General features: G+C 68.2%; 2 protein-coding genes. Both read right to left on the minus strand.

The features are described from left to right. Window positions 1-35: 35 nt before the first annotated feature. A complete protein-coding gene (locus tag HNV26_RS37270) occupies window positions 36-1,211 on the minus strand; it encodes a RecB family exonuclease (RefSeq protein WP_171445593.1) in 1,176 nt (391 codons plus the stop codon). Between the two features lie 130 nt (window positions 1,212-1,341). After that, the coding region (locus HNV26_RS37275; protein WP_171453034.1) for a hypothetical protein at window positions 1,342-1,760 on the minus strand (419 nt) is incomplete at its 5' end.

Consider the following 1,760-nt stretch of genomic DNA (forward strand, 5'->3'; position numbering starts at 1 on the left):
GGGGGTGGTGTCGGAACCGGGGTGGGCGAGCAGCACTATGCGACCTCCTTGGCCCAGAAGCGGGGCGAGTGGTGTTTGGCGGCGAGGGACTCCAGCTCGGCCTTTAGCAGCGCCATGTGCGCGGTACCCAGGCGCTTGCCCGCGTCCTTCAGCACCGCGTCGAGGGCTTTCTTGTCGACGCTGGCGAGGCGCTGCACCAACTCGTCACGGGGAAGGCCGGTGGCCTGGGCCAACAGCGCGACGGTGGGCTCCAGCGGGTAGTCGAGGCTGGTGGTATTGAACATGCGGTAGCGCGTGCCGGCGAGGACGAGTTCGTCCTGCTCGGCGAGGTGTGCGCGGAGGACGCCCTCCAGCTCCGCCTTGCGCGCGCCGAGAATCTTCGCGAGGTGGGCGACTTCCTGGCGCTCGCGGGCGACGGACTCCAAGTCCGACGTGTCCTCGCAGACGACGCCACGCTGTCCCTCCAGCGCCCGGGCATAGGCGGGGCAGGTGCGGCGGTGGTCGCAGTACACGCAGTTGGGGTTGAGGCGGGCGGGGAAGGACTCCGTCGTCTCCATCTGCTGGCCCAGCGTCTCGACGTAGGCGAGAGCGGCGTCCAACTGCTCCTCGGTGCGCGTCGTCTCCTGCAGCACGCCGTGGCGAAGCATCCACATGGACAGGCGCACCTTCTTCGCCCAGGGCCACATGCGACGCGCGGCGAGGGCGTAGAGGCTGAGCTGGAGGCTGGAGTCCATCTCCTCGCGGGTGAAGAGCTGGTGGTTGGACTTGTAGTCCATGACGTGGACTGTCTCGTCGTCCACCCAGTCGACGCGGTCGATGAAGCCCAGGACGGAGAAGGGCCCTACCGGCAACCGGAACTCCTTCTCGACGGCGAGAATGTCGCGGGAGTCCACGCGGCCCTGCTGGTGGACGAAGTCCTGGAGGATGCCGAGGCCCTGCTGGAAGAGGTCCAGGCCGGAGAGGCCCGAGGCGGCCCACTCTTCACGGTAGAGCTGGAGGGCGCGCTCCTCGGAGAGCGGGCCCACGTACTCGGTGTCGATGACCTCCTTGATGAGCCGCTCGAGGACGGCGTGCAGTGCCTTGCCGAAGCTCAGGGGGACACCGGGCTCGGCGGTGTGCTTGTCGAGGTAGTGGAGCTTGTACGACAGCGGGCAAGCCTCGAAGCGGCTCAGCCGACTGTATGACAAATGCTGGTTTCGCAGGGCGCTCATGACGTGGGCCTCCGGGCCGATGCAGTGGCCTGTCGCGAGACAGTCATCACGCTCTTTTCGAGAGACACATCAAGTCGAAGGGGACACGCAGCACGGCCCCCTGCGTGTGTTTCACAGGCGCGGGGCACGCTCATGGCGACGCCTCCGCGGAGGCCGGCTGCTTCGTGAAGGACAGGACGCGCGAGCCGGGGAATGCAGACAGGACGCGCACGAGGGTGGCGGCGTGCTCGGGGGTGAGCTCCTTCCGGGCCTGGCCCGTGTAGGCCGGGACGAGCCACACCTCGCCGTAGGCCTCGGAGGCGAAGCACACCTCCGTACCGAGGGACTTGAAGCTGGTGATGTCCTCGTCGGTGAGGCCGCGCAGGGCGGAGTGCGAGGGCTCTGCTTCCGGCAGCTTCACAGCGGGAGACGCCGCTGGCGGCGCGGGCTTGGAGGCGGGAGCCGGGACGAGCTTCTTCGAGCCTGCCTCGGTCAGCGGATGGCCGAACAAGTCCACCGCAACCGGAGCGGCCTTCGGCGGAGGCATGGGGGCGGGCCTGTCTCTTATAC

It is taken from the genome of Myxococcus xanthus (genome assembly GCF_013116825.1).
GTDB classification, from domain to species: Bacteria; Myxococcota; Myxococcia; order Myxococcales; family Myxococcaceae; genus Myxococcus; species Myxococcus xanthus_B.

Coding starts and splice junctions, on each gene's coding strand:
- HNV26_RS37270 (WP_171445593.1), bottom strand. CDS start 1,211: ATGAGCGCCCTGCGAAACCAGCATTTGTCATACAGTCGGCTGAGCCGC.